Origin of the sequence: Pseudomonas asiatica, assembly GCF_009932335.1 — a bacterium.
GTDB lineage: Bacteria > Pseudomonadota > Gammaproteobacteria > Pseudomonadales > Pseudomonadaceae > Aquipseudomonas > Aquipseudomonas asiatica.
Genome location: NZ_BLJF01000001.1, coordinates 4,185,873 through 4,196,743 on the forward strand (window position 1 = coordinate 4,185,873; position 10,871 = coordinate 4,196,743).

The window sequence follows — 10,871 nt, forward strand, 5'->3', positions numbered from 1 at the left end:
GGGATTGATGGCCCCATCGCCGGCAAGCCAGCTCCCACAAGGACTCCACAGCCCTTGAAAACTGCGCTGCACCTGTGGGAGCTTGCCGGCGATAGGGCCTTATCGGTCCTACACCTGCTCCAGCATCAACCCGGAAATACGCCGCACCTTGCGCGCCACCGCCTCTTCGAAAATACCCTGACGAGGCTCGACCAGGCTGAAGCAATGCTTGGCGCGGGTGATGCCGGTGTATACCAGTTCCTTGGTCAGCACCGGGTTGAGCGCATCCGGCAGCACCAGCGCGGTGTGGCTGAACTCTGAGCCTTGGGACTTGTGCACGGTCATGGCGAATACCGTTTCCACTTCGTTCAGCCGGCTGGGCAGGACGAAGCGCACGCCCCCACTGCCGTCGTTACGCGGGAAGGCCACGCGCAGCAAGGGTTCGCCGCGCTCATCCGGCAGACGCAGGGCGATGCCGATGTCACCGTTCATCAGGCCCAGGCCGTAGTCATTGCGGGTGACCAGCACCGGCCGCCCTTCGTACCAGGGCTGCTGGCTGTCGATCAGCCCGGCATTGTGCAGTACCCGCGCCACCCGCTCGTTGAGGCCTTCGACACCCCAGGCGCCGCGGCGTACCGCACACAGCAACTGGAAGTCTTCGAAGCTGTGCAGCACCTTGCCCGCCCATTGCTCCCACGCGGGGTCATCAACGGCGGTATCGAGTGCCGGGCGGAAACGGCCAAGGGTACGCAGGTAGCTGCGATAACCCTGCGGGCCGTCGCTGCCGCGGTTCAGGCCGTCGAGCAGCAGGCGGTCGAAGGCGCGGTCCTGTTCGTGCTTCAGGGCCAGGCTATGCACATCGGGCGGCGGCGTGGCCAGCAGGTTGCGGGCCGCGTGGGAGTCCTGGCGATTGACCAGCCGGGCCAGTTGGCCAATGCCGCTACCTTCGCCAAAACGCCGCGAGAAGCGCAGCATCACCACTTGCTGGGCAAGCGGATTACGTTGCTCATCGCCGGCCTTGAGGCCGATGCCCGCCAGCGATTCGCCACCGGTCTGCTCCAGCCATGCCTCGGTCTCTGGCGAGTAACACCCCTCCTCGGCATCCCGGCACAGGTCACCCAGTACCGCACCGGCCTCGACGGAGGCCAGCTGGTCCTTGTCGCCCAGCAGTACCAGGCGTGCCCGTGGCGGCAGGGCATCGAGCAGGTTGGCCATCATTTCCAGGTCGATCATCGACGCTTCGTCGACCACCAGCACGTCCAACGGCAGCGGGTTGCCGGCATGGTGGCGGAAGTGCCGCGAACCGGGGCGGCTGCCGAGCAGGCGGTGCACGGTGCTGACCTCGGTGGGGATCTGCCCGCGCACCTGGGCGCTGACCTGCAGGCGCTCGACCTGCTGGCCAATGGATTCGGTCAGGCGCGCAGCCGCCTTGCCGGTCGGCGCGGCCAGGCGAATGCGCAATGGCCTGCCCTGCTCCACCGCCGGCGCCTGCAGCAAGGCCAAAAGGCGTACCACGGTAGTGGTCTTGCCCGTGCCGGGGCCGCCGGTGATGATGCTGAAGCCTGCGCGGGTGGCAAGGGCGCAGGCGAGCTTCTGCCAGTCCACCTGGCCAGCCGGCGTACCACCGTCAAACAGCTGCGCCAGGCGGCCACGCAAGTCGGCCGGGGGCGCTTCGGACTGGGTCAGGCGCTGGCGAAGTGTATGGTCGATGCGCCGCTCGTAACTCCAGTAACGGCGCAAGTACAGGCGCTCTCCGCTGAGCACCAAAGGCCGCGCTTGCTGCCCCGAAGTATCGCCGGCGGCCACTAGCGGACTGGCGGCAATGCGCTGGCGCCAGGCGTGCAGGTCGAGGTCGGCGAGCAACTGCGAAGGCAGCAGCAAGGGGCCGGTCAAGGCGTCGCCTTCAGGCGGCAAGGACAGGGCGAAATCGGGCTCGGCCAGGGTCTGCTGCAGGTCGAGGCAGACATGGCCGTGGCCCAGTTGGTGGCTGGCCAGGGCGGCGGCCAGCAACAGCAGTGGGTCACTACCGGGGGCTAGCTCCTCCAGGAATGATACGAACGCTCGGTCCAGGGCACGCAGCCAGCCGCGCTCTACCCAGCGGTCGAGCAGTTGCAACAGGTCACCGCTGTCATGCTGTGGCGCCAATGCAAGCAGGTGCTCGGCGTGCAGCGGGGTGGGCAACAGGTCGACTAGGCTTCGGCTCATATCACGGCTCCGGCAAACAGGTCCTGCTGCACGGGCGGGTGCTCACCACGGAACAGCGCATCGAGGCTTTCGATCAGCTCACGCGGTGGCTTGGCGTGGTAAACGCCGTGGCCGCTGCTGCTGGCACCTCGCAGGAAGATGAACAGGGCGCCGCCGACATGGCGGTCGTAGTCGTAGTCAGGCAGGCGGGCGCGCAACTGCCGATGCAGGGCCAGCAGGTACAGCACGTACTGCAGGTCGTAGCGATGTTCGAGGATGGCCTTTTCCATGGCCGGGGCATCGTAGGCCTGAATGTCCGGGCCCAGCCAGTTGGACTTGTAGTCAGTCACGTAGTAACGCCCGTCCAGCTCGAAAGCCAGGTCGATGAAACCTTTGAACATGCCATTGAGCACAGTCGGCTGCGCCGCCGGGCGGGCCAGGCCGGGGTGGGTGTGGCGTGCCACCAGGCGGTCGAGTTGTTCGGCATCGACCTGGTGGCTGGCGAACCAGAACTCCATTTCGATCTGGTAGTGGCGCAGCTGCCCGAGCGTCACACCGAGGTGGTTGCCCGGCAACGGCAGCGCTTCGCCCAGCAGGCGCTGCAGCCAGTGCGTCAGGGTGGGGATCCAGCCGGTCCAGTCGCGACGGTTGCAGCGCTGGCCAACGGTTCGCTCGATCAGCCGTGCATTGCCGCTGACCTGGCTGAAGCCCTCGCGGCCAACCCATTCCAGCAAGCCATGCAGGAAGGTGCCGGGGTTGGGCCCGCGCGGGAAGCGGTGAATATCGCCACTGTCGGCCGGGACCTCGCGCAGCACCTGGGTATCGACCACTTCATCATCCAGTAACTGCTGGGCCTGGGAGCTGTCGGCACCGAGGGTCTGGTCGCCGACGCGCAGGGCACTGTACGAGGCAATCCACCAATGCTCGGCCCCCGCCGCGCGGCGCGGCTTGCGGGCAGGCAGCAGCTCATGCTCGGCGTGCGGCATGCGATATACCTGCTCATCTGCCGACGGTAGGCCCGGGCAGCTGATGTGCGGGCAAGTTGCAGCCAAGGCCTGCAACCAGTCTGTCAGTTGTTGCGGGCCCGGCAGGGCGAGGCCGCCTCCCAGCAGGTAGCCGAACGCCGAGCGGTGCAGTTGCGAGCTCTTCTGGTTGCCCCGCTTGAGGTCGGCGACACCCAGCCAGCAGGCATGCTGGGCACGGGTCAGGGCCACATAGAGCAGGCGCAGGTCTTCGGCCAGGCGCTCGTCGTCGGCGCGGTCGATCTGTTCCTGGTCTGGTGTGAGAGTGAGATGGGCGTTGCCCTGGCTATCATGCCAGGCCAACGGCAGGCGGCTGCCGTCCACCGGTTTGCTGGTGCAGATGAACGGCAGGTAGACCAAGGGGTATTCCAGGCCCTTGGATTTGTGGATGGTCACCACTTTCACCAACTGCTCGTCACTCTCCAGGCGCAGGATCTGCTCTTCACCAGCTTGGCCGGAACTGGCCAGGTGCTCGGCCAGGTGGCGGATCAGCGCCTGTTCGCCGTCCAGTTCGCCGGCGGCCTGTTGCAGCAGCTCGGCCAGGTGCAGCAGGTTGGTCAGCACCCGCTCGCCATCGCTGCGGCGGATCAGCGTGCGCGGCAGCTGGAAGTCATGCAGCAGGTGCCGCAGCATCGGCAGCACGCCCTGGCGCTGCCAGGTGTCGCGGTAACGGCGAAAACGCATGACCCAGTCTTCCCAGACCCGCTCGTCCTGGTTCAGGCGGTCCAGCGCAGCCAGCGACAGGTCGAGGGTAAGGCTGGCCAGGGCGGCCTTGAGCAGGCGCTCAGAGTCGGGTTCGGCACAGGCCTTTAGCCAGGCCAACAGGTCGTGGGCTTCCTGGGCGGCGAATACCGAGTCCTTGTCGGACAGGTACACACTACGCACCTCGCGCGCGGCAAGCTCGGCGCGGACCATCTGCGCTTCATGGCCATCGCGCACCAGGATGGCGATGTCCGATGGCAGGCACGGGCGTAGTTCGCCCTCGGCATTCTGGAAGCCAGCCGTGCCTTGCTGGCCGCCATTGAGCAAGGCGACGATATGGCTGGCGCAACTGGCTGCCAGCTGCTGCCGGTAAACGCTGCCGGAGACCGGCTCTTCGCTTTCCAGATGCCAGCATTGCAGGGCTGCGCAGGCTTCACCGTCGATCAACAGCTGTTCGCCACGGCCTTTGGCGCGGACCTCGATGAACGGCAGCGGGTTGTCATCAGCCTCGCGGAACAGGAATGCGCCACGCCCTGCCTCACGCGCCTCGGCCTGCAGGAACACCTGGTTGACCGCCGCGACCATGGCCTCGCTGGAGCGGTAGTTGGTGTCCAGGCTGTGCAGGCGACCACTGGTGGCACGGCGGGCAGCAAGGTAGGTGTAGATGTCGGCGCCACGGAAGGCATAGATCGCCTGCTTGGGGTCGCCGATCATGAACAGGCCGGTTTCGGCGCGGTTTTCGCTGATCTGGTAGATGCGCTCGAAGATGCCGTACTGCACCGGGTCGGTGTCCTGGAACTCATCGATCAACGCCACCGGAAACTGTTCGCGGATCAAGCCGGCCAAGCGCTCGCCAGCCTCGCTGGCCAGGGCTTGCTGCAGGCGCAGGAGCATGTCGTCGAACCCCATTTCCGCACGCCGACGCTTCTCCACTTCGAAGCGTGCCGATACCCAGTTGGCGGCATGCTCGAGCAATGGGGCATCCGGGCTGTCCAGGGCCTGCAACTGTTGCTGCAAGCTCTGCATGGCATTGAGGGCCGGGTGCTCGGGTGGCTCGCCCTTCCAGGCTTCGGCCATGCCCGCTGGGGTCAGGCGGGTAAAGCCGGTGCCCAGGTCAAGTTCCACCAGTTGTTCGTCTGCGGCCCAGGCGCAGAGTTTGTCGAACCAGGGCTCGAAGTAACGGGCCTGCATCTTGCGGCCATCGACCTGTTTGGCGGCCAGTGCATCACGGCAGATCTGGCGCAACTCCTCGGCCCATTGCGCCCAAGGCGCCTTGAGCCGGGCCAACTGCTCGCCACGCTGCTGCAGCGATGCCTGGATCAGTGCCGCCGGCTCGGGTCCATCGTGCCGGACGCGCACGCGACCGAACAGCGGGCGGATCCGCGGCAGCAAGGCGTCGGGGCTGCCCCAGTGGCCACGCACCCAGGCCAGCGCGTCGCCTTGCATGCCGTAGCAGAAGCGCCGCCAGTAGTCGCGCATGACCTGACCCAGCAGTTCGCTGTGGTCTGTTTCCAGGGTCTGGGTGAACAGGCTGCCGCTGTCGAAGGCATGTTCGCGCAGCATGCGCTGGCACCAGCCGTGGATGGTCGATACCGCTGCCTCGTCCATCCACTGCACGGCGACTTCCAGGCGCCCGGCACAGCGTGGCCAGGCTTCTTCCGGATAGTCGTCACGCAGTTGGTGCAACAGCGGGTCGGCCGCCTCCAGCTCGCCACGGAAGAACCGCGCAGCTTCGGCCAGGCGGGCGCGGATACGTTCGCGCAGCTCTTTGGTGGCGGCGTCGGTGAAGGTCACCACGAGGATCTGCGGTGGTAGCAGCTCGCGGTCGAAGCCCTGCTCGCCACCATGACCGAGGATCAGGCGCAGGTACAGCGCCGAAATGGTGAAGGTCTTGCCCGTGCCGGCGCTTGCCTCGATCAGCTGGCTGCCATGCAGGGGGAAACTCAGTGCCAGGGGACGGTCCTGGGTCATGCGCCTTTCTCCGGGTTGCCCAGGGTCTGCCACGGGGCGTTGAACAATGGGCGGTACAAGGCTTCGCACCAACCTTCGAAGGTTTCATCAGCGGTGAGCGCGGCAAAGTCGCGGAACTGCCGGGCCAGGGCGATGCTTTCACTGCGCTCGCCGAAGCTGGTGCGCTCGTCGCCTTCGTAGGCGCGGGCAGCAGCAGCCAGGGCTTTGTCGCTATCGTCCTGGGCCAGCCAGGCGAACGCGGTCTTGGCCGCGACCGGCAACGGCGCATTCATCGCCGCCTGACGGGCTACCAGCAGGTCGCCCAGCAATTGCGCCGCCTGCGCTTGCGGCAGTGGCTCAAGCAGCAGGGTCAAATCGCTAGCCACCAGCGCGCTGTTATAGGGGTAGCCCGCCGCGCAGGCCGCCAGGTGCGTGACCCAGGGCGCGATCAGGCGGTGCCACTTGAGGGCGTTACGCCCGGCACTGATAGTGTTGGGTACGGTGGTGATGCTGAGCAGGCTCTGGTCATCTGCCTGGAATACCCGCCCAAGCCACCCTTCGAGGCGGTGTGGGCCGTGCTCGAAATGCACGGGCAATGCCCCCTCGACCAGCTGCGGCCAGCGTTGCAATAGCTGGCGGTGGCGTTGCAGCAGGTCTGGCAGGGGCTCGATCAGCTCGCGCTGCAGCAGTTCGCCAAAGCCGGCCAGTGGCAGCACGCCACAGCCCTGCAAGCGCCGGGCTTGCGCCTGCAGGGCCTGTTCGGCATTGTCCGGCTCGGCCAGCGCTGCACCCAACAGGCTTTCACTGGCGCCGTATCGTTGCAGGGTATCGAGGACGAAGGGTTCCTCGTCCGGGGTCGGTGCTTCCAGCGCTTCGAAGTACACCTTCAGACGCTGGCTGAAGAAATGCCGCACCGGGTGGCGCAGGAAGTCATTCAGCTGGGTCAGGCTCAAGGCCTCCTCGTCATGGTATGGCGGTAGGCCGGGGTCAGCCTGCTGGTCCTCCTGGCCCTGCTGGTGCAACACCTGCCATTCGTGAGCAAAGCTGAACAGCGGGCTGCCCTTCTGGAAGTAGCGTGAACTGAACGGTTGCAGCGGGTGCTCCTGGGTCAGTGCGTGCAGCAGTTGCTCGCCTGGTTCTGCCGGCTGCCCCTGCTCCGCGCCTGCCAGCTGCCAGCCGGCTGCAAGGTGATCGCGCAACTGGCCGATGAGCACCGAGGCCGGGCGTTCGCTGTTGTCGCGGATACTGCGCCCGACCCAGCTGACATACAGCTGGTCGCGGGCCGACAACAGCGCTTCGAGCAGCAGGTAGCGGTCATCCTCACGGCGCGAGCGGTCACCGGGGCGGTAGTCGCTGGCCATCAGGTCGAAGTCCAGCGGCTGCTGGGCGCGGGGATAATCGCCATCGTTCATGCCCAGCAGGCAGACCACCCGGAACGGGATGGCGCGCATCGGCATGAGGGTACAGAAGTTCACCGAGCCGGCGAGGAAGCGCTGGGACAACTTGCCCTGGTCGAGGCCCGACAGCCAGGCTTCGCGCACTACGGTCAGCGGCAATGGGTCTTGCAGGCCGACGGCCTCGCACACCTCGAGCCAGCTATCACGCAGATCCTGCAACTGCACCAGCAGGAACTCGTCGCGCTCGCCCTCGGCCAGGAAAAACACTTGCAGCAAGGCATGCAGGCGTTCCCCCCACTGGCTGACAGTGGCAGGCTCGGACAAGGCCTGGCCGGCCACTTCGAGCGCGTCGAGCAAGGCGACCAGCGGGCCAATCAGCGCCGCATCCAGGCCACCGATTTCATCGTAGGGTTCGATGCCGTCACAGGCCTCACCCACGCCTACGGCATAACCCAGCAGCATGCGGCGCAGGCCGAACCGCCAGCTGTTCTGTTCCAGCCCAGCAGGCAAGCCCAGGCTGGCCCGCTGCTCGGCATTGAGGCCCCAACGGATGCCGGCACCCTCGATCCAGCGGTGCAGTGTGGGCAGATCGTTTTCGCGTATGCCGAAACGGGCGCGGACTGCCGGCACATCCAGCAGGTCGAGCACTTCGCTGACCGCAAAGCGGCTGTCCGGCAGCTTGAGCAGGTGTTCGAGGGCAATCAACAAGGGTTCGCGGCCACGTTGGCCCTGGTCGGTCAGGGTGAACGGGATGTAGCGCGGATCGTTGCGCTGCAACTGGCCGAATACGGCGCGAATATGTGGCGCGTAGGTATCGATGGCCGGCAGCATGACGATCACGTCACGTGGGCGCAGGGTTGGGTCTGCGCTGAACCGGGCCAGTAACTGATCGTGGAGGATCTCCACTTCGCGTTGCGGGCTGTGGGCGATGTGGAAGCGGATCGAGCGGTCCTTCGCTGGGTCGACTGGATGCCACTGCTCACGAGTTTCGGCGAGCGGACGCAGTTCGAGGATGTCGTCCTGCAACTGGTTGAGCAGCGTGGTGGGCGAGCCCTCACTGAACAGGTCGATTCGACCGTCGCTGAACACGCCCTGGTAACTGCCGGGGTCATCGTAGCTGTCGAGCAGGTTGATGTAGTCGCGGCCTTGTTTGCCCCAGGCGGCCAGCAAAGGGTGGGCATGTTGGTGTAGCGACTGGTCGTCCAGTTGCAAGGGCATGCCCTGCTTGCGTTGCTGGCGCTTGTACTGGTGGCGCAGCAGGTCCTTGTCGGCAACGATATCGGCCCAGTGGTGGCGGCAGGGGTTGTGCACGCACAGTAGCACCTGGCTGAAGCGTGCCAGGCCGGCCAGTGCCTCGAGGGCCTGGGCTGGCAGCGAGGAGATACCGAATACGATCACCCGGGCCGGCAGACCGGCAGGTGCCTGCTTCAGGCTGTTGATCCGTTCGATGAAGCGTTGATGTACGCCGGCACGGCTCTGCGCCATGCCCTGCTCACCAACATCCTCCAGCAATGCACGCCACAACTCGGCCTGCCAGCGGTTGCCCGGGGGCAGCGCCTTGCGTTCACCGCGGGCGGTGTTGAGGATGTGCTCGCCAGCGGCCCAGTCCTTGAGCCAGTCGGCGCGGTAGACCTGATACTGGTCGAACAGGTCGGCCAGGCGCTCGGCGAGCTGGTAACGCTTGCGCAGGTCGCTGTCGTCGGTGAGGAAGCGTCGCAACGGCTCGAAATGGGGACGTTCGATCAAAGCCGGGAGCAGACGCATCAGACGCCAGGTCAGCGGTGCCTTGTCGAGCAGGGAGACTTCGGGAATTTCGTCACGGCCCAGCACGCTGCGGTAAAGCTGCCACATGAAGCTGCCTGGCAGTTGCACATCGATGGCGGCGGCGATGCCACAGCCGCCCTGGTCATCGTCCTGAGGGTCTTCGGCAAGCGCCAGTTTGAGCCATTGGGCGATGCCATTGCTTTGCACCAGGGCGATTTCGTTTTCCAGAGGTGCCAAGGGATAGCGACGCATCCAGCTCACCACCAGGCTGCGCAGGTCGTCGAGGCGGTTGCCGTGGACGATCATGAAGCCGGGGTGGAGGTGAGTGCTGTTGGGCATCGGGAGGTCTCTGGCTGGCGCTGGGGGCTGAGAGGGCACGATATCACGCGGATGCCCGATAGGGCCGAGTGCCATCAGGCTGAAGCTCCCACAGAGGAGAGTTGTACAGGTCTGGGCTTATTGGCCAGAAAGACAAAACCCCTACCTGCATGTGCAGATAGGGGTTTTGCGAAATGAATCTTGACGATGACCTACTCTCACATGGGGAAACCCCACACTACCATCGGCGATGCATCGTTTCACTGCTGAGTTCGGGATGGGATCAGGTGGTTCCAATGCTCTATGGTCGTCAAGAAATTCTGTTGCCAGAATGTCCAGATGGACAGCCCAGCGAATTCGGATATGCGATATTTGTGATGTTGCGAACTTTCGGTTGTTTCGTCTTCACCACCGCAATCTGCGCTAGCAAATTGCTTGGGTGTTATATGGTCAAGCCTCACGGGCAATTAGTATTGGTTAGCTCAACGCCTCACAGCGCTTACACACCCAACCTATCAACGTCGTAGTCTTCGACGGCCCTTTAGGGGATTCAAGATCCCAGTGAGATCTCATCTTGAGGCAAGTTTCCCGCTTAGATGCTTTCAGCGGTTATCTCTTCCGAACATAGCTACCCGGCAATGCCACTGGCGTGACAACCGGAACACCAGAGGTTCGTCCACTCCGGTCCTCTCGTACTAGGAGCAGCCCCTCTCAAATCTCAAACGTCCACGGCAGATAGGGACCGAACTGTCTCACGACGTTCTAAACCCAGCTCGCGTACCACTTTAAATGGCGAACAGCCATACCCTTGGGACCGGCTTCAGCCCCAGGATGTGATGAGCCGACATCGAGGTGCCAAACACCGCCGTCGATATGAACTCTTGGGCGGTATCAGCCTGTTATCCCCGGAGTACCTTTTATCCGTTGAGCGATGGCCCTTCCATACAGAACCACCGGATCACTAAGACCTACTTTCGTACCTGCTCGACGTGTTTGTCTCGCAGTCAAGCGCGCTTTTGCCTTTATACTCTACGACCGATTTCCGACCGGTCTGAGCGCACCTTCGTACTCCTCCGTTACTCTTTGGGAGGAGACCGCCCCAGTCAAACTACCCACCATACACTGTCCTCGATCCGGATAACGGACCTGAGTTAGAACCTCAAAGTTGCCAGGGTGGTATTTCAAGGATGGCTCCATGAGAACTGGCGTCCCCACTTCAAAGCCTCCCACCTATCCTACACAAGCAAATTCAAAGTCCAGTGCAAAGCTATAGTAAAGGTTCACGGGGTCTTTCCGTCTAGCCGCGGATACACTGCATCTTCACAGCGATTTCAATTTCACTGAGTCTCGGGTGGAGACAGCGCCGCCATCGTTACGCCATTCGTGCAGGTCGGAACTTACCCGACAAGGAATTTCGCTACCTTAGGACCGTTATAGTTACGGCCGCCGTTTACCGGGGCTTCGATCAAGAGCTTCGCTTGCGCTAACCCCATCAATTAACCTTCCGGCACCGGGCAGGCGTCACACCCTATACGTCCACTTTCGTGTTTGCAGA

At 64.2% G+C, this 10,871-nt stretch carries 3 protein-coding genes and 2 rRNA genes; all 5 read right to left on the reverse strand.

The window, feature by feature from the left end; genetic code table 11:
- Window positions 1-108: 108 nt before the first annotated feature.
- Entirely contained in the window at window positions 109-2,184 is a 2,076-nt protein-coding gene (recD, locus tag GYA95_RS19415) for an exodeoxyribonuclease V subunit alpha (RefSeq protein ID WP_015271829.1), read from the reverse strand.
- Complete coding sequence (gene recB, locus GYA95_RS19420; protein WP_015271830.1) at window positions 2,181-5,858, reverse strand: exodeoxyribonuclease V subunit beta; 3,678 nt, start codon at window positions 5,856-5,858, stop codon at window positions 2,181-2,183. The genes recD and recB overlap by 4 nt, the downstream gene beginning before the upstream one ends.
- Window positions 5,855-9,337: an exodeoxyribonuclease V subunit gamma gene (gene recC, locus GYA95_RS19425; RefSeq protein WP_015271831.1), complete on the reverse strand. Its 3,483-nt coding sequence runs from the start codon at window positions 9,335-9,337 to the stop codon at window positions 5,855-5,857. The genes recB and recC overlap by 4 nt, the downstream gene beginning before the upstream one ends.
- 178 nt (window positions 9,338-9,515) lie before the next feature.
- Window positions 9,516-9,631, reverse strand: a 5S ribosomal RNA gene (gene rrf / locus GYA95_RS19430).
- 131 nt (window positions 9,632-9,762) lie between these two features.
- A 23S ribosomal RNA gene (locus tag GYA95_RS19435) occupies window positions 9,763-10,871 on the reverse strand; the annotation flags it as partial.

Excerpts from the sequence above, each read along its gene's own strand:
- recD (WP_015271829.1), bottom strand. The coding sequence starts at position 2,184 with ATGAGCCGAAGCCTAGTCGACCTGTTGCCCACCCCGCTGCACGCCGAG.
- recB (WP_015271830.1), bottom strand. The coding sequence starts at position 5,858 with ATGACCCAGGACCGTCCCCTGGCACTGAGTTTCCCCCTGCATGGCAGC.
- recC (WP_015271831.1), bottom strand. The coding sequence starts at position 9,337 with ATGCCCAACAGCACTCACCTCCACCCCGGCTTCATGATCGTCCACGGC.